The organism is Seonamhaeicola maritimus (assembly GCF_008056315.1).
Taxonomy (GTDB): domain Bacteria; phylum Bacteroidota; class Bacteroidia; order Flavobacteriales; family Flavobacteriaceae; genus Seonamhaeicola; species Seonamhaeicola maritimus.
Map to the genome: position 1 here is coordinate 505,295 of NZ_VRKQ01000008.1, position 19,942 is coordinate 525,236.

At 33.4% G+C, this 19,942-nt stretch carries 17 protein-coding genes; 9 read left to right on the forward strand and 8 right to left on the reverse strand.

The features are described from left to right. Nucleotides 1-35: 35 nt before the first annotated feature. On the forward strand, nt 36-755 hold the full coding sequence (locus FUA22_RS02000) for a TrmH family RNA methyltransferase (protein WP_147766068.1): 720 nt from the start codon (nt 36-38) through the stop codon (nt 753-755). 70 nt (nt 756-825) lie between these two features. On the opposite strand, the gene porT is transcribed toward FUA22_RS02000, so the two are convergent. Together porT and ubiE are read right to left on the reverse strand one after the other, a co-directional pair. Continuing rightward, the gene (gene porT / locus FUA22_RS02005; protein ID WP_147766070.1) at nt 826-1,566 is read right to left on the reverse strand and encodes a type IX secretion/gliding motility protein PorT/SprT; all 741 of its coding nucleotides are present in this window, start codon (nt 1,564-1,566) and stop codon (nt 826-828) included. Between the two features lie 4 nt (nt 1,567-1,570). Next, nucleotides 1,571-2,296 (reverse strand): bifunctional demethylmenaquinone methyltransferase/2-methoxy-6-polyprenyl-1,4-benzoquinol methylase UbiE, encoded by a 726-nt coding sequence (ubiE, locus tag FUA22_RS02010; protein WP_147766072.1) that lies wholly within the window; start codon nt 2,294-2,296, stop codon nt 1,571-1,573. A gap of 147 nt (nt 2,297-2,443) precedes the next feature. Here ubiE and trkA point away from each other — a divergent pair, with 147 nt between their 5' ends. The 6 genes from trkA to FUA22_RS02030 all read left to right on the forward strand — a co-directional run bounded on the left by trkA (nt 2,444) and on the right by FUA22_RS02030 (nt 6,636). Then, a complete protein-coding gene (gene trkA / locus FUA22_RS02015) occupies nt 2,444-3,793 on the forward strand; it encodes a Trk system potassium transporter TrkA (RefSeq protein ID WP_147766074.1) in 1,350 nt (449 codons plus the stop codon). A gap of 9 nt (nt 3,794-3,802) precedes the next feature. Beyond that, nucleotides 3,803-5,296, forward strand: a complete 1,494-nt coding sequence (locus FUA22_RS02020) for a TrkH family potassium uptake protein (RefSeq protein WP_147766076.1) — start codon at nt 3,803-3,805, stop codon at nt 5,294-5,296. A 93-nt stretch (nt 5,297-5,389) separates the two neighbouring features. After that, nucleotides 5,390-5,608 carry a hypothetical protein gene (locus tag FUA22_RS02025; protein ID WP_147766078.1) on the forward strand — a complete coding sequence of 73 codons (219 nt, stop codon included), beginning with the start codon at nt 5,390-5,392 and terminating at the stop codon, nt 5,606-5,608. A gap of 206 nt (nt 5,609-5,814) precedes the next feature. After that, nucleotides 5,815-5,964: a hypothetical protein gene (locus FUA22_RS18380; RefSeq protein WP_170309823.1), complete on the forward strand. Its 150-nt coding sequence runs from the start codon at nt 5,815-5,817 to the stop codon at nt 5,962-5,964. 128 nt (nt 5,965-6,092) lie between these two features. Then, nucleotides 6,093-6,269, forward strand: a complete 177-nt coding sequence (locus tag FUA22_RS18385) for a hypothetical protein (RefSeq protein WP_170309824.1) — start codon at nt 6,093-6,095, stop codon at nt 6,267-6,269. Between the two features lie 100 nt (nt 6,270-6,369). After that, the gene (locus FUA22_RS02030) at nt 6,370-6,636 is read left to right on the forward strand and encodes a hypothetical protein (protein ID WP_147766080.1); all 267 of its coding nucleotides are present in this window, start codon (nt 6,370-6,372) and stop codon (nt 6,634-6,636) included. Between the two features lie 52 nt (nt 6,637-6,688). Here the strand turns inward: FUA22_RS02030 and FUA22_RS02035 are convergent, their stop codons facing one another. Together FUA22_RS02035 and FUA22_RS02040 are read right to left on the reverse strand one after the other, a co-directional pair. After that, nucleotides 6,689-7,873: a pyridoxal phosphate-dependent aminotransferase gene (locus FUA22_RS02035; protein WP_147766082.1), complete on the reverse strand. Its 1,185-nt coding sequence runs from the start codon at nt 7,871-7,873 to the stop codon at nt 6,689-6,691. A 33-nt stretch (nt 7,874-7,906) separates the two neighbouring features. Next, on the reverse strand, nt 7,907-9,004 hold the full coding sequence (locus FUA22_RS02040; protein WP_147766084.1) for a fatty acid desaturase family protein: 1,098 nt from the start codon (nt 9,002-9,004) through the stop codon (nt 7,907-7,909). 176 nt (nt 9,005-9,180) lie between these two features. Here FUA22_RS02040 and rsmG point away from each other — a divergent pair, with 176 nt between their 5' ends. Together rsmG and FUA22_RS02050 are read left to right on the forward strand one after the other, a co-directional pair. Continuing rightward, nucleotides 9,181-9,810 carry a 16S rRNA (guanine(527)-N(7))-methyltransferase RsmG gene (gene rsmG, locus FUA22_RS02045; RefSeq protein ID WP_147766086.1) on the forward strand — a complete coding sequence of 210 codons (630 nt, stop codon included), beginning with the start codon at nt 9,181-9,183 and terminating at the stop codon, nt 9,808-9,810. 192 nt (nt 9,811-10,002) lie between these two features. After that, the gene (locus FUA22_RS02050; protein WP_147766088.1) at nt 10,003-14,922 is read left to right on the forward strand and encodes a LamG-like jellyroll fold domain-containing protein; all 4,920 of its coding nucleotides are present in this window, start codon (nt 10,003-10,005) and stop codon (nt 14,920-14,922) included. A 9-nt stretch (nt 14,923-14,931) separates the two neighbouring features. Here FUA22_RS02050 and FUA22_RS02055 read toward each other — a convergent pair whose 3' ends face one another. The 4 genes from FUA22_RS02055 to rocD form a co-directional block, all read right to left on the reverse strand. After that, complete coding sequence (locus tag FUA22_RS02055) at nt 14,932-15,888, reverse strand: tetratricopeptide repeat protein (protein ID WP_147766090.1); 957 nt, start codon at nt 15,886-15,888, stop codon at nt 14,932-14,934. Nucleotides 15,889-16,011: 123 nt separating this feature from the next. Next, nucleotides 16,012-17,640, reverse strand: a complete 1,629-nt coding sequence (pruA, locus tag FUA22_RS02060) for an L-glutamate gamma-semialdehyde dehydrogenase (protein WP_147766092.1) — start codon at nt 17,638-17,640, stop codon at nt 16,012-16,014. Between the two features lie 112 nt (nt 17,641-17,752). Continuing rightward, nucleotides 17,753-18,700, reverse strand: a complete 948-nt coding sequence (locus FUA22_RS02065; protein ID WP_147766094.1) for an arginase — start codon at nt 18,698-18,700, stop codon at nt 17,753-17,755. Then, nucleotides 18,697-19,935 carry an ornithine--oxo-acid transaminase gene (gene rocD, locus FUA22_RS02070; protein ID WP_147766096.1) on the reverse strand — a complete coding sequence of 413 codons (1,239 nt, stop codon included), beginning with the start codon at nt 19,933-19,935 and terminating at the stop codon, nt 18,697-18,699. Before rocD ends, FUA22_RS02065 begins: the two co-directional genes overlap by 4 nt. Nucleotides 19,936-19,942 lie beyond the last annotated feature (7 nt).

The following is a 19,942-nucleotide window of genomic DNA, read 5'->3' on the forward strand; positions in this document are numbered from 1 at the left end:
TCTTTATAAAATAAAATGAAACTACCATAGGTTACATGCTATCCAAAAGTCAGATAAAATTAATAACGAGTTTAAAGCAAAAAAAATATAGGTTGCAACATGAACTCTTTGTTGTTGAAGGTGTCAAAACCATAAAAGAGCTACTTCAATCTAACTTAGTACTTCATAAACTATATACGACGGAAACATTCAATATTGATGCCAAAGATGAAATTTTAATTTCGGAAGCCGATTTGAAGCGTATAAGTTTTTTGAAATCACCTAACAAAGCATTGGCTGTTTTTAAAATTCCTGAAGTAAAACAAATAGATAAAAGTAAATTGATTGTGGCCCTAGATGATGTTAGAGATCCTGGAAATTTAGGAACTATTATAAGGTTATGTGATTGGTTTGGAATTAGAGATTTGATTTGTAGTAAAGAAACTGTAGACTGTTTTAACCCTAAAGTAATTCAAGCAACCATGGGCTCAATTACTAGAGTTAATATTAGTTATATAGATTTAGCTAGTTTTTTGAAGGATAACCAGACCACTAATTATGGAGCATTTATGGATGGTAAAAATGTTTACCAAACCAATTTACTAGAAAAAGGAGTTTTAGTTATGGGAAATGAGGCGAATGGTATTTCCCAGGAGATTGAATCCGTAATAAATGAAAGGGTTTCTATACCTAGATTTGGTAATATTCGTGCTACTGAAAGTTTAAATGTTGCTACCGCTACCGCTGTTTTACTTAGTGAATTTAAGAGAAGGTGATGCTTGTTTATTTGTATTCTTAACTTCTGAAAATATAAACTAAAAGCAATTTTACTGTTGACACCAAATGTTATTGAAATGTAAAGTTTACAAAAACACCTCGTGTTTTCATGCTATGAATATTGCTGGTCCAAGGGCTATTAGGATCTTTATCTCTAACTAGCTCATCATTTAGCCCAAACACACCTCTCACAGAGGGAGTGAATTTAAAATTGTATAGGTAAAAGTCAATTCCAAAACCTAATTCATAAAAAACATTATTTTTAGTAGTCCTAAATTGGCCATTACTATTATCGTTTGGGTTTTTCTCATTACTTGATAGGTTTAAAGCAGTAGAAAAACCACCAACAATAAAAGGTTTAAAATTATTAATTCGTTTTGTTGAAACCTTTAACAATAAAGGTACATGAATATATGTAGATTTAACTTCTCTAACTAAATCGGAATCATTAAATGAAGTTCCTTGAAAATATAATCCACTATAATGAACTTCTCTTGAGGTTATAAATAAACCAGGTTCCAGGCGTAAATCTAAAAAGCTGTTAATTCTAAGGTTTCCTATTAAACCAACATTAAATCCAGGGTTTCTTTTAACATAAATATCTCTTAAATCAATGTTATTGCTAAACTCGTAGTCAAAATTATAATCGTAATGACTAAAACCTAAATAATAGCCCCAACGTAATAAATCATTGTCTGTAGAACCTCTACCTTGATTAGCATCATATGTTACTTTTTCTTTTTTAAACAACTGCGCTTCAGTAGATTGAAAAATAAATAAAAATGATATTAAGGCAAGAAAGTACTTCATTTTCTTATTTCGATGATTTATAAATTGTTGCCACACCTAAAGTCTGTGGGAAATCTTCAACATTAATAAACCCAATTTTACGTAAAATATTGTTCAAAGTTTCCCCATAAGGAAAAACAGAAGCAGATTCACTTAAATATTTATAGGCGACTCTATCTTTAGAAAAGATTTTACCAATTAATGGAAGGATGTTTTTACTGTAAAAATTATACCCCTGCTTATAAGGAGTTTTTGTAGGAACAGATGTTTCTAAAATAACAAAAGTGCCATTAGGTTTAAGTACACGGTGTATTTCTTTTAAACCATTTTCAAGATTTTCAAAGTTTCTTACTCCAAAGGCTACTGTAATAGCATCAAATGTATTATTGTCAAAAGGCATGTTTTCACTATCTCCTAAAACCATTTCAATTTTAGATTCTAAACCTTTCTTTTTAATTTTTTCTTTACCAACCTCTAACATACCACTACTTATATCTAGGCCAACAATTCTAGAGGCATTAGTTTCGGCAAGATTTATGGCTAGATCACCAGTTCCTGTTGCGATGTCTAAAATCGAATCTGGAGAAGTGTCTTTAACTAACTTAACCACTTTTTTTCGCCATTTTACATCAATTCCAAAAGAAATGACACGGTTTAAACCATCATAATCACCAGAAATATTATCAAACATTTTGGTAACCTGTTCCTTCTTACCTAAATCGCTGTCTTTGTAGGGTTTTATTTTTGACAAACTAATATTTTTTGGCAAACCTACACAATTTATTCCGACTTTGAAAAATCAAAAAGGAATACCTAGTCAAATATTATATTAAGGTAATTTAATGTGCCAATATGTAATTTATAGTATATTTGCTCTACTTTTTATGATTAATCAGAAATGAAAATTATTATTGCTGGAGCCGGTGAAGTTGGATTTCATTTGGCAAAATTATTGTCTTACGAATCTCAAGAAATTACCTTAATAGACCCCAATAAAAAAAGTTTAGCATACGCAGATTCTCAGTTAGATATTAGAGTTGTTAGGGGTGACGCTACCTCTATTTCTGTTTTAAAGGAGGCTCGAATAAATAACGCCGATTTATTTATTGCGGTAACATCTAGTGAGCCTACTAATATTACGGTTTCTGTTTTGGCTAAACGGCTTGGAGCAAAAAAAACCATTGCAAGAATTACTAATACCGAGTTTATTCGCCATAAAGATGAAATTGGTTTTACAGAATTGGGAATTGACGAACTAATTTCTCCTGAGGCCTTGGCCGCGGCGGAAATTGAATTGTCTTTAAAACAATCTTCTTTTAATGAAAATTATGAGTTTGAAGATGGAGCCTTAACCATGGCTGGTTTAACACTTTCAAAAACAGCTTCGTTTGTTGGTAAAACGGTTAAGGAAGCTGCGGAAATTTTCCCTGAAATACATTTTGTGCCAATTGCTATTCAACGTTTTGGTACGCAATACACTATAATTCCAAGAGGAGATACTAGGTTTAAAAGAGGCGATAATGTGGTGTTTATTACATCTGAAGGTGGCGCTGATGAACTTTGTAGACTCACAGGAAAAATAAACCAAGAAATCAAAAATGTTATGATTCTTGGTGGTACTAAGATTGCTTATAAAACTGCACGCGATTTAAGCGAAAAGGGACTAAATGTTAAGCTTTTTGAAGGTAATAGAGATAGGGCTTTTGAAATAGCAGAAGAACTTACCAAAGTTTTAGTCATTAATAGTGATGGAAGGAATGTAGATATGCTTGATGAAGAAAATATTGCTGATATGGATGCCTTTATTGCGGTGGGTCCAAACTCTGAAACCAATATTATGTCTTGTTTAGTAGCCAAATCTAAAGAGGTTAAAAAGACCATTGCTTTAGTTGAAAATATGGATTATTTCGATTTGTCTCATTCCATTGGAATTGAAACATTAATAAATAAAAAATTACTAGCTGCGAATGACATTTTTAGATACATACGTAGAGGAGAAGTGGTTGCTATGACCAAGTTAAGTAACCTTAATGCAGAATTACTGGAGTTTGAAGTAAAGGAAACATCGGCTGTTTGTAATAAGCTTATAAAATCAATTGATTTTCCAAGAACCGCTATTATTGGTGGTGTTATTAGAAATGGTGTTGGAATGATAGCACTTGGAGATTTTAAAATTCAAACAGGAGATAGAGTAGTAGTATGTTGCTTATTAAAATCTATTAAACGCGTTGAAAAATTATTCCTTTAGTTCTGGTAAATGAAACTTAACTACAAAATTATTTTTCACTTTTTAGGATTACTACTATTATTTAATGGTGGTTTTATGCTATTGTCTTCATTAGTAAGTTTTCTTTATGAAGATGGTGTTACATCACAGATTTTTTATGCAGGAATAATTACTTTGATAATTGGGCTTATAGGAATGGTTTTTACCAGAAACCATAAAAAGGAAATTAATAAGCGCGAGGGTTATGTAGTGGTAACTTTTGGATGGATTATTATGTCACTCTCAGGAACATTACCATATATTTTAACCCAAAGTATACCAGAGTTTTCCAATGCCTTTTTTGAGACCATGTCTGGTTACACTACAACAGGAGCCTCTATTTTAAATGATATTGAAGCAATGCCAAAAGGCATTCTATTCTGGCGTAGTTTAACGCATTGGATTGGTGGTATGGGAATCATTGTTTTAGCCATAGCCATTTTGCCCTTATTGGGTATTGGTGGTATGCAGCTTTTTGCGGCAGAAGCTCCTGGGCCAAGTGGAGATAAGTTACACCCAAGAATAACGGATACCGCTAAGCGTTTGTGGCTAATATATTTCGGGTATACGGCTGCAGAAACTATACTTTTACAAGTAGCGGGTATGTCGTTTTTTGATGCAATTAATCATGCTTTATGTACACTTTCAACAGGTGGTTTTTCAACCAAAAATGCAAGCGTAGCCCATTGGAATGGACAACCTGTAATTCAGTACATAATTATGCTGTTTATGTTTTTAGCAGGAACCAATTTTGTGTTGAGTTATTTTGCTTTTAAAGGCAGGGTTCAAAAGATTATTCAAGATGAGGAGTTTAAGCTCTATTTTAAATTTATCGCTGTTTTTACCGTGATTGGGGCACTTGTAATTTATTTTGGAGCTGATGTTAGTGCATCATCTGTAGATCATCCAATGGTTTTAGGCGAAGGTGAAAGTGCGTTTAGGCATTCATTATTTCAAGTACTGGCCATTATTACAACTACTGGTTTTGTGACAGCAGATTATACTATGTGGACACCTTTTTTAATGGTGTTCTTTTTTGGTCTTATGTTTTTAGGTGGTTCTGCCGGAAGTACTTCAGGTGGAGTGAAAGTCGTACGTCATTTAATCCTTATTAAAAACGGATTTTTAGAATTTAAGCGAACGCTACACCCAAATGCTATTGTACCAGTTAGATACAATAAAAAAGCTATAAACAGATTTATTGTGTTCAATGTATTGGCGTTTTTTATTCTGTATATGCTATCGTTTATAATAGGTAGTTTGGTGTTTTCTATGTTCGATATAGATTTTAAATCCGCCATAGGTTTATCAGCTTCAACTTTAGGAAATGTTGGACCCGCATTAGGTGATTTTGGACCAGTAAATAATTACGCTCCATTGCCACCATTAGCAAAATGGTGGGCATCATTTTTAATGCTTATAGGGCGTTTAGAACTCTTTACGGTGCTTATTTTATTTACACCATTCTTCTGGCGTAATAGGTGATTTCAGGACTCTTTTGTTTGACTTTTAAGTAGTTAGTGTAACAAAATTATTTGTTATACGTCTTATTTGTATAAACTAATAAAATAATTAATCATGCAAACAGTACTAACAGAACAAGATTTTGAACCAGAAGGAATTTTAAATTCATCTTATAAAAGACTTGTAAAGAGCAATTTTTACAATAAAAATTCACGCTCAATTTTCGGTATTAAGCAGCGTATTAAAAGTCACCGATACCAATTCACTTCTGGTATAGCTACTGCCTTAAAAGTATGTGCTTTTACTACTATGCTTATAGTCATTTTCTCTTAATAGCAGGCTTGCTTTTTGGCGTTCCCTGTTCAGTAAAACAGGGCGGGCTTTCCATTATATCTTTTTCTCGAATCTCAAAAAAGGATGCCATTGCAATCCCTAACGCAGGTGCTTGTTACATGCGGTAATGGTGTAACATTTCCATCTTATTTGCTACCTATATTGTAAAGGTTCTTTTTAGGTAATTTATTCTAATTTAGAAAAGTATGGGGCTAGGGTCAATACAATATGCAATAGCATCTTTTAAGTATAATAGAAGTTTATTATCTAAAAGAGATAGGTTAAAGAATAGGCTTTCAGGAAAGGATGAAACAAAGCCAGAATTTAAAACACCAAAGGAACTTCTTATCAATTAAATGCTATTAGGGATAAGGTACTTTTAGAGAACAAAAGAATTAGGAGAAAACAAATTGTTGTTTTAATTGTATTTATGACAATTTTAGTTTCAACTTTTGTTTATTTAATCAGATAAAAAATCAAAACTATGGGGGGAGAAGGCTCCATGATGAATGCGAATGTATCCTTAAAAAATAATAGGGGTATGTTGTCTAAGAGAAAGGAAAGATCTCATTTAGGTGGAAGTTATTCCAATCTTGAATTAAAAGATTTTCCAGTAGCCACAGAAGCCCAATTAGAAAAAATTAGACAGAGAATTCAGTAACAAAATAGAATGTCTAAATTAAAGCAAATAGTTTTGTTTCTTATCCTATTTGTAGTGCTCCTCTCATGATTTCTATATTTAATAAATTAATTTTAAAATTATGCCATTAGCAGAATCCATGTTAAGTACGTTAAAGAGTAATAGGAATATTATGCTCGATAAATCAAGACGATTTAGAAAAACTGTTGGTGGTTATGCCTGGTCTAAAGATGAACTTATAGATTTTCCAAAGGCTTCAAAAAAGGAATTAAATGTAATTAGAAACAAAATTCAGAAGGAAAACAGGAAAACTAGAATACGGCAATGGCTCACCTTTTTAATTATTTTTATAATACTGTTTTCAACCTTCCTATACTTCATAAATTAATAAAGCCACCTTTAAAAAGTGGCTTTTTTAATTATATATAAAAAATTATAATTTAGCTCACAGCTTCTTTAATTCTTTTAATAGCTTCAATAATTTGCTCTTGAGAAGCTGCATAAGATATTCTTATACAATCTGGGTTTCCAAATGCTTCACCAGTAACTGTAGCTACCAATGCCTCTTCTAAAAGGTATAATGAAAAATCTGTGGCATTGTTTATTTTCTTTCCACGTAATGTTTTTCCAAAGAAATGAGTTACATCTGGAAATACATAAAAAGCACCATCAGGAACGTTAGATTTAAATCCTTCAATGTCATTCAATAATCCTAAGATTAAATCACGACGCTCTTTAAATTCATTAATCATAAATTGAACACGTTCTGGAGACTCATTACATGCCGTAATAACAGCACGTTGAGCAATACAGTTTGCTCCGCTAGTTGCTTGCCCTTGTAATTTGTTACAAGCACGCGCAATTTTTTCAGGAGCTCCAATATAACCAATACGCCATCCGGTCATTGCAAATGCTTTAGAAACACCATTTACAGTAATGGTTCTATCGTACATTTCTTCAAACCCTGCAATACTTGTATGTCCTTGTCCATAATTAATGTGTTCATAAATTTCGTCAGAAACTACATAAATATCTGGATGTTTAGCAAATACATCAACTAAAGCTTGTAATTCTTCTTTACTGTAAACAGAACCACTAGGGTTACAAGGAGAACTAAACCACATCATTTTAGTTTTAGGCGTAATAGCTGCTTCTAGTTGTTCAGCAGTCATTTTAAAGTCTGTATCAATAGAAGTTTTAACTTCAACAGGAACACCTCCAAATAATTTTACAATATCCGCGTAGCTTACCCAATAAGGACATGGTAGAATTACTTCGTCACCATCATTAAGCATAACACCGGCAATATTAAATAATGCTTGTTTAGCACCAGTTGATACTACAATTTGAGATGGTTTATAAGTTAAATTGTTATCACGCTTAAACTTTGTAATGATAGCTTCTTTTAAATCAGCATACCCATCAACTGGAGTATAAGAGTTGTAATTATCATTAATGGCTTTAATTGCTGCATCCTTAATAAAATCTGGAGTGTTAAAATCTGGTTCTCCCAGACTTAAACCAATAATATCTTTTCCTTCTCCTCTTAATTCTCTCGCTTTAGCTGCCATAGCTAAAGTTGCAGACGTTGACATGTTTAAAATTCTGTCAGATAGTAAGCTCATTTTAGTTTTTGTTTATAGGGTAAATTATATGATTTATGCAAAACTAGGTTTTTTCCCTAGTGCTTTTAATTGATTGTAGTGTTCAGCTACAGCTTTCCAAAAAGTATTATACTCGTTATATGGTAAGCTAAATTCCTGAGCCGTTTCCTTAACTATTTTTGCGATTTTTTTGTAGTGAACATGACTAATATTAGCAAACAAATGATGCTCAACTTGTCTGTTTAACCCACCTGTATAAAATCCAACTAACCAACTTTTAGGTGAAAAGTTTGAAGTAGTGAATAGTTGGTGAATGGCCCAAGTGTTTTTCATATTACCATTTTCATCTGGAAGTGGCATTTCAGTATTTGGCATAACGTGTGCTAATTGGAAAATAACACTTAAAATTATTCCTGCCGTGTAATGCATTATGAAGAAACCTAATAAAACCTGCCACCAAGTAAATCCTAAAGAAAGTGGTAGCACTACCCATATAGCATAATATACTATTTTTCCAATAACTAGTTTTGTCCATTGTGTTGCTGGGTTAGGGAATTTCCCATAAGCTAATTTTCTTTTTAGGTACTGATAGGTTTGGATAAAATCTGTAGTAATTGCCCAATTTGCAGTTAAAAGACCATATAAAAAGAATGCGTAAAATCTTTGGTATTTATGAAATCTGAACCATTTAGCATGTTTAGAAAACCTTATAATTCTGCCAGCGTCAATGTCTTCATCATGCCCTTGAATATTTGTATAAGTATGGTGCAAAACATTATGTTGTACTTTCCAGTTATAATCGTTACCAGCTAAAATATAAATACTGCTACCCATTAATTTGTTAACCCATTTCTTGCTTGAGAAAGAACCATGGTTGGCATCGTGCATAACGTTCATGCCTACACCTGCCATACCTACGCCAACAATCACCATAAATAGTGCTTGAATCCAACCAGGGATATCTTCTTTAAGAGTTAATATTAAAACTACTGGAACTATTAATAAGCTAAACATTACAATGGCTTTGGTATATAATTCCCAATTACCAGTACGTTTTATGTTATTTTCTTTGAAGTAATTGTTAACTCGCTTATTCAATGTTTTAAAAAACTTTGCAGAGTCAACTCTTGAAAAAGATAGTGCTTGTTTCATTATGCTATTAATTTTTCTGTTCGTAAAATAGGTTTTATACTTTACAACGGGCAAAGATAGGTATAAACCAACTTAAGTAATAACGTTTTTTTGTAAAAATATGCACATAAAAAACATATTTTTGTTGAAAATTTAACAGAATTGTTTCTTACAATTTTTTAAAATAAACTGAACTGATGGAGCTCATCTTAAAATATTTCCCAAATTTAACTGAAGATCAGATTTCAAAATTTGAAAAGTTAGAAGGTTTATATCAAGATTGGAATTTAAAGATTAACGTGGTATCAAGAAAGGATATTGATGAACTTTATTTACGTCACGTACTGCATTCTTTGGCAATATCTAAGTTGATTACTTTTAAAAATGGCACAAAAATAATGGATGTGGGTACAGGTGGTGGTTTTCCTGGAATTCCACTAGCCATTATGTTTCCAGAGTGTACTTTCCATTTAGTGGATAGTATTGCAAAAAAGTTAAAAGTAGTAAATGAAGTGGTTGATGGATTGGGATTAATTAATGTTAAGACTACCCATAGTAGGGTTGAAGAAATTAATGATACTTATGATTTTATTATAAGTAGAGCAGTTGCCGCAATGCCTACTTTTGTACATTGGATAAAAGGGAAAATTGCTAAAAAACAGAATCACGATTTAAAGAATGGTATTCTTTATCTTAAAGGAGGGGATTTAAAAGAAGAACTTGAAGGTTATACTACGGCAACCATCCATAATTTATCAGATTATTATTCAGAGGACTTTTTCGAAACCAAGAAATTAGTGCACTTACCTCAAAAGTTTAAAGGTTAATTATTAGTCTGATTTAATTTTTATCTTAAAAACCCGATAAACGGTCTAGTCCTACTTTTTTTTATATAAAAACAAGAGAAAAACTTGTTGATTCAATAAATTACACTACTTTTATCGATGAAAAATGCATTTCATCGTGTTTTTTGTAAATTGCTAATCTCTCCCAAATTTAATAATTAAATAAATTTTTAAATGAGACTAGCCCTATCCCTCCAATTTTTCCTACGGAACATTACTGTCGTTTTTTTATTAACCGTACTAAGTGTAAATTCCCAAAATATACAAATAGATATTATTGGAGGATCTGTTGTATCACAAAGTTCTACAGTTTCTATAACTGCTGGTAATGCTATTAGTTTTAGAATTACAACAACCGCAAGTAGTTGTGCCAATTTAAGAGTTCAGGATATTACATTGACCAATAATACAGACTTTTCTATTGCTCATAGCGGTCTTCCTCAGAATATAAAACCTTCACATTGTAGAAATGGTACAAAATTTATGGATTTTACTGTAACAAACATCAGCGGTATTTGTGGTGCTTCTACAGATGTGACGGTTGCTAGTAATAGTGATCCAGATTTTTTGTTTACCTTTTCTATTAATGGATCCCCCGAGATTAATGTTTTAGGAGGTAGCCCTTCTGCAGATATTATTCATGCTAGTTCTACAACATCTTCCGTTAACGGAACCTATTTTGGTGTAATTGAAGAAGGGGTTTCAGAAACGCGATATTATATTATTGCTAATACAGGTAGTTGTCCATTAGATATTACTGGGGTTTCAAGTTCACAAACTGAATTTGTTGTACCATCGTATGTGTTGCTTCCAAATTATACACCGTCTCCATTTACTACCAGTGTTGATGCTGGTTCTTATGTAATCTTGCCAGTTGTTTTTACAGCGCCATTGGCTGGCTCAGGAACATACACCTCTACTATAAGTGTTTCTAATTCAGATAATACCACTTTTACTTTTGATGTAAGTGCAGAAATGTTCAATTTTAATATTCCTGGACCAGGTGGGGTTACGGCAGATTTTAGATTATGGTTAAAATCTACTAGGGGAATTACAACTTCTGGGAATAATGTAACAGATTGGTTAGATTTAGGTTCAAACGGTAAGGATGCTACAACGGTTTCTGGAAAAGAACCTACTTATGCTGATTCAGTTACCGATAATATTAATTTTAATCCTGTTGTTAAGTTTGAGAATGATGGAGGCTCAATAGAGCAATATATGTATAATGCCTCTAATGGTTTTTATAGTCAGGATATCTTTATTGTTATGATTCCAAACTCAACCATGACGAGTTCAACTTCAAGAAGTACAATTTTTGCCGGTGTGTCTTCAGGTAATACGGGAGATGAAACGGGAGTTGGTTTTGGAGATTATTCATCTCGTTTTACTAACGAAACACTTTCATACAATCAAGATATTCCTTCGCCATCCTTTTCTTATAATGGTGAAGCAGAAATTAGTACTACCTACTCAAATGCAGGAATTATTAATATTAGGAATAATGCTTCTAGTTCTCCAACAGGACAAGATATCTTATATAATTCTAGTGTATTAACAACATCTTCTATTAATGATATAGCTTTTGCTAATGTAGGTTGGATAAATACGACCCCTGATCCAGACGTGGTTTATGGTACGGAGTATTGGATTGGGAGAAATTATGATGTGCAAGGAAGTTTAAATGGACGCGTTGCAGAAATTTTCACTTTTGCAGAAAGTGTAACAGATACTGATAGACAGAAAATAGAATCTTATTTAGCTATTAAATACGGAATAACACTAGGCGCATCAACAGAGGCTCAAAAGGACTATGTTAATTCATTTGGAACTTCTGTCTGGGATTTTACAACTAATTCTGGTTATAACCACCATGTCGCTGGAATTGGAAGAGATTCTATTTCAGATTTAAATCAGAAACAATCAAAAACCATAAATACTTCTAATGAAGTAACAATAGGTTTAAATGGTATATTTAGTACTAATAGTGCCAATATAAATGAATTTGTTGAAGACGGAGATTTTTTAGTTTGGGGGAGTAATAATGATTCTTATTCAGGATCCAATACAAATACAATAACTATTGCTTCTGGTATAACAACATCCATAACTAGAATAGACAGAAAATGGAAAATTGTTGAATCTAAAGAAGATGCTAATGGTGATGTGGGTAATGTTTATTTGTCCATACCTTCTGATACCTTTAGCGGGTTCGCTTTGGATGTAGATGAGGAATATGCACTTATTGTAGCTGATAATGCCAATTTTGCCAATGGAGATATTATTGATGTAATTCCTCTAAAATCAGATGGTGGTTCTAATCTTCAAACCTGGTATGATTTTGATGGGACTAAGTTTTTTACGTTTGGAAAAGTCGCTAAACTTGAAGAAGATCAAGCTGTAAGTATTGCCACAGGAGATTATTTGGTAGGTGAGTATGCTTTAAACCTAAATATAAATGACTTTACAATTTCAGCCTGGGTAAAGGCAGATAATACTCAAACTAGTACGAGAACCATTATGGCAAAAGGAACTAAACTTCAGTTAAGGCTTAATAGTTCCCATCAAATAGAAGTAATGGTTGATGATGATGTTACACCAAGATTTACTTCTTCAATGGTTTTAAATGACAACAAATGGCATCAGGTAAGTTTTGTGTATAATAGTGGTTCTATATTTTTATATGTAGACGGGGTATTGGATAAATCTGAACAAAATGTTAGTGCTCCTTCTCCAAATTATAATAGATTTTCGGTTGGCGCGGTTTATATTGATAAGGGAAATATTATTAATCCATTCCTAGGTGAAATAGACGAGATTTATGTTTGGGATCAGGGGTTAACAGAGTCTCAAGTACGTTATTTAATGAATCAGGAAATAGAAAAGGGTACAGGCGATTTTGTATCTGGAAAAATGCTTCCTCAAGATGCATCTTGTAATGAGGTGGCAATTATTCCTTGGAGTAAACTAAAAGCGTATTATGACTTTAATGTATTCTATGGGTCGACTGTTGAAGGAATGACTGACGACAGGAACTTTTTAAGATTAAAGTATTTAGATAAAGACAAAACTCTAGTTGAAGATCAAAGTATTCCTGTGCCTTATATATCTACTGCCAGTGGAGAATGGGGTAGTTCTAGTACATGGGCAAATAGTACTGACGTCGTAGCTCCAAATTCACTAAGCTTGGATGGTAGTACATATGTTGATTGGAATATTGTTGAAATAGGGCATGATATCACTTCTGGCGATAAGGATATAACCGTTTTAGGTTTAACACAAACTGGAGGCAAGCTTACTATTCAGGATCCCGTGATAACTGCTCCTATAGAAGATAATGATGGTCAAAGTCTTCGTGTTACTCATTATTTGGAAATTGATGGGGTTATTGACCTAGTTGGAGAGTCCCAATTAATACAAGATGAAGGAAGTATTGTAGATACTGATAGTGGCGGGTATATTGAGCGCGATCAACAAGGTACAGCCAATGCTTTTAACTATAATTATTGGTCGTCATCTGTTGGCCCAATAAGCGGAAATACTGGAACAAGGGGAACGGGCGTTTCAAGATCGAATTCTAATTTTACTATTTCAGGTGTTTTAATGGATGGTACTGATTCTGAAACATATCAAAGCGTTCTGTTCAACAGTAGTTATACCGCGGCCGATTCCGATACGCCATCAACACCACGTGTAATTAGTTCTTATTGGTTATATAAATTTTATGGGGCTCCAGATGATATGAGTTCATGGGCTTCTTTAAATCAGAATTCTGAACTTCTTCCAGGAGAGGGGTATACCATGAAAGGGACTTCGGGATCTATTGCAATAAGTAGTGAACAGAACTATGTGTTTAAGGGGTTGCCTAATAATGGAGATATTACATTAGAGTTAGACAAATCATCAGGTGATGTAGAAAGACTCATAGGAAACCCTTACCCCTCAGCAATTGATGCAGACGAGTTTATACTTGATAATATTAAAACAACCGAAACCATAAATGGAGAAACCGGAAGAAACTCAGCAAATGTAATTAACGGTGCCTTGTACTTTTGGCACCACTTTGGAGATGTAGATTCTCATTATATGTCAGATTATATTGGAGGTTATGCAACTTACACATTAATGGGAGGCACAGAGGCTTATTCTACCCATAATCTTATTGATAACTCATCACCGGAAGTTGGTGGGGGTAAAATTCCTGAAAAGTATATACCTGTAGGTCAAGGTTTTTTTGTTAGTACTGAACTGCCATCTGGAATTAGCGGTACAACGTCTGCTGTAGATGGAGGAACCATTGTGTTTAAAAACAGTCAGCGTGTTTTTGTGCGTGAAGGGTTTACTGGGATTAATGATGGTTCAATGTTTTTTAAATCTGCTGGTAAGGCAAAAGCTGCTGTTTCAAATGTTGATAAAGATAAAAGGTCCAAAATAAGATTAGAATTTCTATCGGCAACCGGTTTTAAAAGGCAATTACTAATTGGAGCTGATGAAAAAGCTTCTGATGATTTTAATTTCGGCTATGATGCACCAATGGCAGATGTTAATAAGGATGATATGTACTGGCTATTGAATGAAGAAGAGTTTGTGATACAAGGTGTATCAAGCTTTAATAAGTCAAAAGAGTTTGATCTTGGTATCAACTTGAGTCAAGATGGGTTAATTTCCATTAAAGTTGATGGTACAGAAAACCTAGATTCAAGTATGGATATGTTTATTCTTGATACTGAAACAAACCAGACATTTTTAATAAATGAAACCTCTTTTGATATAGCTTTAACTGCAGGAATTTACAATAATAGGTTTAAATTAGTATTTCAACCAAGTGAGCAAGTTGTAAAAAGTGATGAAGATGTAAATGATGATGTTTTGGCTACGTTCTATTATGCAAATACTTCAGAACTGAAGGTTTTAAGTAAAACAAACGAATATCAAATAAAAGATGTTAATTTATATAATTTTGACGGACTAAAGGTGGAATATATTATAACTGAAGCTACACCATCTACATTTACATTAAAAGTAGGTTCAGGGGTTTATATTCTCAATGTTTCAACCGAAAACGGTGTGATTAGTAAGATAATTGCTCTTTAAAAAAGGCTATTATAGTTTAGAAATTTCATTAAGGTTGTTTACAAAGAAATAGTACTGACTCTGGTGCCAATACGTGTTTTCATATTGCTCAGAACCATTTGAAGTATTATCGAGATTAAGAATCCCTTTTGCCTTTTGTAAATGAAGTTTAGCATTTTTATAATCTTTCATTTTAAAGTAAGTGAATGCAAGACCAAAGTGGGCATCAAAGTCCATAGAATCTAATTCCAAAGCATTCGAGAAATCTTGAATGGCTTTATCATACTTTCCTAAAAGTAAATGAGAAGCTCCTCTGTAAAAATGAGCAAACGTATTATTACTATTTAAGCGTAATGATTTGGTGAGGTCCTGATTAGCCTTGGCATAATAATTTATGTCCATTAGAAATACACCTCTATTGTAGTAGGTGTTGGCATCTGGAGAAATTATAACGGCTAAAGTATAATCTGCTAAAGCTTTTTTGTAGTCTTTTAGTTCTTTGTAGCAAGATGCTCTAAGTAAATATACTTTAGAGAAATCTGGTGCAATTTTCAAAACTTTGTTAAAATCTTCAATAGCTCCTTTATAATCTTCTAAATCAAATTTAACACATGCTAAACTAAACAGGGCATCAATGAAATTAGGGTCTAGTTCATAGGCTTTAGCATAATCAAATTTGGCACCCTCAAGATTCTTTAGGCTAAATCTTGAATTCCCTCTGTTAAAATAGGAGTCTGCGTCTGGATTAGTTATAATTATTTTAGAATAATCAACAATAGCTCCACTATAGTCTCCGAGTTCATTCTTTGCGAGGGCTCTGTAAAAGTAAGCGTCTAGGTGGTTTGGTTCTAAAGCAATAGCTTGATTGAGAAGATTAATTCTTTCTTCTATATCAACTGTTCTTATTGCTTTTCGATAAAACTTATTGGCTTGACCAAAAGAAAGAATTGGTGAAATAATTATTAAAATGAGTAAAAGCTTTTTCATAAGTCAACCAAAACCACAAATAATATGCCGTAATTTTATTGGAAAGATAAATAAATTTTATTCAAAATATAAAAAGCAATTAGAAAATTCTAATTGCTTTTTTGATATATATTTAATTATGTACTATTCTCCTAAAAACGGATACCTATAATCAGAAGGCGTAACAAATGTTTCTTTAATCATTCTAGGTGAAACCCAACGCAATAAGTTTTGAGCACTTCCAGCTTTGTCGTTAGTTCCTGAGGCTCTTGCACCTCCAAAAGGTTGTTGTCCAACAACAGCTCCTGTAGGTTTATCGTTAATATAGAAATTTCCGGCTGCATTTTGTAATGCCTCTGTAGCTTGAGTTGCTGCGTATCTGTCTGTAGAAAGAATAGCACCTGTCAAAGCATATTCGCTAGTCTCATCCACAAGCTTTAAAGTTTCAGCATAGGTATCATCTTCATAAACATAAATGGTGATAACAGGTCCAAATAATTCAGTACACATAGTAGTGTATTTAGGATTGGATGTTACAATAACAGTCGGCTCAATAAAGTATCCTTTACTCTTATCATATCCGCCACCAACAAGAATTTCTGCATCGGTATCAGATTTAGCCTGATCAATATATTTAGCTAATTTATCAAAAGAACCTTCATGAATTACTGCAGTAATAAAGTTACTCATATCTTCAGGAGAGCCTATTTTAAAAGAGTTCACATCTTCAATCACATAACTCTTAACATCTTTCCATAAACTTTCAGGAATATATGCTCTAGAAGCGGCACTACATTTTTGACCTTGGAACTCAAAAGCACCTCTTACAATAGCTGTTGCCACTTGTTTTGCATTCGCAGATTTATGAGCTACTATAAAATCTTTTCCTCCCGTTTCACCAACAATTCTTGGGTAAGTTTTATAGTTATGGATATTGTTTCCAATTTGTTTCCAAAGTTCTTTAAAGATGAATGTAGAACCAGTAAAATGTAAACCAGAAAAATCAGGACTTGCCATAACGGTATTGGTAATCATTACCGGATCTCCAAAAACAACATTTATAACACCGGCCGGAACACCAGCTTCTTTGAATACATCCATAATAACCTTAGCAGAATATATTTGGCTATCACTAGGTTTCCAAACCACTACATTACCCATTAATGCCATACAAGCAGGAAGATTACCCGCAATAGCAGTAAAGTTAAATGGTGTTACTGCATATGTAAATCCTTCTAAAGGTCTGTATTCAATTCGGTTCCATGCATCACTTGTGCTTTCAGGTTGTTCAGCATAAATATCTGTCATGAATTGCACGTTGAAACGTAAAAAATCTATCAATTCACAAGCCGAATCAATTTCTGCTTGGTGAATAGTTTTAGACTGTGCTATCATGGTAGCAGCATTAATCTTTGCTCTATAAGGGCCAGCTATTAATTCTGCAGCGCGTAAAAATATTCCAGCACGCTGTTCCCAAGGCATCTGAGACCATGATTTTCTAGCTTCTAAAGCGGTTGCAATGGCGTCATCAATATGAGCTTGTTCTGCTAAATGATAGGTGCCAACAACATGTTGATGATCGTGTGGTGGCGACATGGTTCTGGTATTTCCAGTTTCAACATCATTACCGTTTATATATAAAGGCACATCTATTTTACTGTTAAACATGTCTTTGTAAGCTTGCAAAACTGCTTTACGCTCAGGAGATCCTGGAGCATAACCTTTTACGGGTTCATTAACCGCAATTGGTACATTAAAAAAGCCTTTTCCCATAATTTGTCTGTTTTTAATAAAAAATATTCAGTGAATAGGCTGCAAATCTAAGAATATTTAAATGATAATTTATGAGTTAATTGCATAAAATAGCGTTAATATTTCCATTTTATTATGTTTTTTGCTTTAAAGTATAATCTAAAACACCAAAAGCAGTTTCAGCCATTTTGTTTCCTTTGTTATCTAGCAGAGGATTTACCTCAGATACCTCAAGGCAAACAACTTTTTCGGTTCTTAAAAAGCCGGTAATAAGTTGTTTCGCTTCATCTGGACTAAAACCAAATGATACTGGGGTCCCAGTGCCTTTAGATACAAAATCACAATCTAGACTATCAACATCAAATGTAATGTAGAATTTGTCACAATTCCAGAGTCTTTCAATGGCTTCTTTAATACATGTGCTTATTCCTCTAAACCTAACTTCTGGAACGGTATAGTTTTTAATATTTAATCTTTTAATAAGTACATCTTCTGCCTCTTCGGTATCTCGAACCCCAAAAAATATTAAATCTTCTGGCTCGAATTTCGGAAAATTGGTACCTAAGTTTTTCAGCTTATTCCAATAGCTGATAGTTTCGTCATTTGGTCTATTATTTTGCATTTCAGTGTTATCTTGATGCAAGGCTGCGGCCAAAGGCATGCCATGAATGTTTCCTGATGGAGTAGTGTAGGGAGAATTCAAATCTGCATGAGCGTCTATCCAAATAACACCCAGACGAGACTTTGGCATAGCGGCTTTTATACCAGAAATGGAGCCTAAAGCCGAAGAATGGTCACCAGATAGTACTATAGGCGTTTCATTATTTAGTAAGGTCTCTTTTACAGCATCTGAAACACGTTGGCATTGTTCTTCAACAAATTTAATACGTTTGGCAGAACTGGAATTTACTTTATTATAAATGGTTTCATTATGGGTTTTTACATCAACAAAAGGAATATGATTAAAAAAGTCATTATTCATGTTTATTGCAGCAATTTCCATAGCATCAATTCCTAGGTCAGCTCCCCTCGTTCCAGCCCCAATGTCTGAACGGTTTTTTATTATTTTAATGTTTTTCATGAGAATGACATTAATGTGGTTTCAATAATTTCAATACATTCATCAAGCTGAGTTTTTGTTATCACCAAAGGTGGGGCAAACCTAATTTTGTTACCATGGGTGGGTTTAGCTAGTAATCCGTTCTCTTTTAATTTTAAACATATATCCCACGCAAGAGTTGACATTTCATCTGTATTTATAACAATTGCATTTAGTAATCCTTTGCCTCGGACTTCGGTCACAATATCTAAGGTTTCGACGGTTTTCTGCATCTTTTTTCTGAAAACCTTCCCTAGTACTAGTGCATTACTTTGAAGATTTTCATCAATAATTACTTTAAGGGCAGCTTTTGCTACTGCACAAGCCAAAGGATTCCCTCCAAATGTGGAGCCATGTTGCCCGGGTTGTATGACTTTCATAATTTCGTTGCTGGCCAAGACTGCTGAAACCGGATATACTCCACCAGATATAGCTTTTCCTAAAATAAGTATGTCAGCTCTTACATTTTCATGGTCTATAGCAAGCATTTTTCCAGTTCTGGCAATTCCCGTTTGAATTTCATCGGCTATGAACAAGACGTTATATTTTTGACATATTTTTTTAGCACCCGATAAATAGCCTTCGGATGGAACAAAAACTCCAGCTTCCCCTTGAATTGGTTCTACAAGGAACCCAGAAATATTGGTGTTATTTTTTAGCACGTTTTCAAGTGCTTCTAAATTATTATATGGAATAGTAATAAAACCTGGAGTATAAGGTCCAAAATTATTACGAGCATTTCCATCTGTAGAAAATGAAGTTATCGTAGTTGTTCTACCGTGAAAATTGCCTTTACAAACAACAATTTCTGCACAATTATATGGAACTCTTTTTTTTTCATACGCCCATTTTCTGCAAATTTTAATGGCTGTTTCAACAGCTTCTGCTCCTGTATTCATAGGTAGAACTTTGTCAAAACCAAATAAAGATGTTATAAATTCCTCATAGTCTCCCAACTTACTATTAAAAAATGCTCTTGAAGACAAGGTGAGTTTTTGAGCTTGATGAATTAATGCATTTATTATTTTTGGGTGACAATGTCCTTGATTTACTGCAGAATATGCAGATAGAAAATCATAATATTTATTTCCTTCTGGATCCCAAACGAAAACACCTTCGCCTTTTTCAAAAACAATAGGTAACGGCTGGTAATTGTGTGCTCCGTATTGCGCTTCCTTTTTAATAAATACTTTAGATTTTATTAATACCTCTTGCATAATTTTA